Annotated in this window: 1 protein-coding gene; it reads left to right on the forward strand. The window is 67.4% G+C overall.

All coding sequences use genetic code 11. The annotated features are described in order from the left end of the window. Positions 1-92: 92 nt before the first annotated feature. A partial coding sequence (locus E4T82_RS11970; RefSeq protein WP_245167504.1) for an aromatic amino acid lyase occupies positions 93-737 on the forward strand: 645 nt, incomplete at its 3' end.

A 737-nucleotide genomic window follows, 5' to 3' on the forward strand; every position in this document is an offset into this window, starting at 1 on the left:
TACTGACGCGCCTTGACCCTCATTTACGAAGATTGTTTCAGGAGCCATTTTTTTTTTTTTTTTTTAGATGTGTATAAGAGACAGCCGCCAGGGTGGACGGCAAGATCGTGTCCGGCCGCGAGGCCATGGCCGCGATCGGGCTCGAGCCTTTCGTTCTCGGCCCGAAAGAGGGGCTGGCGCTGCTCAATGGCACGCAGGTGTCCACCGCGCTCGCGCTGGCGGGCCTGTTCGCGGCCGAGAGCGTGTTCGCCGCCGGCCTGGTCGCGGGCTGCCTGACGCTCGAAGCCATCAAGGGCTCGGTCAAGCCGTTCGACGCGCGCATCCACGAAGCGCGTGGTCAGGCCGGGCAGATCGCCGTGGCCGCCGCCGTGCGCGCGCTGCTGGAAGGCAGCGCCATCGACACCTCCCATCCGAACTGCGGCCGCGTGCAGGACCCGTATTCGATCCGCTGCGTGCCCCAGGTGATGGGCGCCTGCCTGGACAACCTGGCGCATGCCGCCCGCGTGCTGCGCATCGAGGCCAACGCCGCATCGGACAACCCGCTGGTCTTCACCTCGTTGACCGAAGGGACCTCCGGGCAGGGCGAGGTGATCTCCGGCGGCAACTTCCACGCCGAGCCGGTCGCCTTCGCGGCGGACATCATCGCGCTCGCGCTCGCCGAGATCGGCGCCATCTCCGAGCGCCGCCTCGCGCTGCTGCTCGACACCGGCCTCTCGGGCCTGCCGGCCTTACTGATC

This window comes from Streptococcus cuniculi, from assembly GCF_004570575.1.
Classification (GTDB): Bacteria; Bacillota; Bacilli; order Lactobacillales; family Streptococcaceae; genus Streptococcus; species Streptococcus cuniculi_A.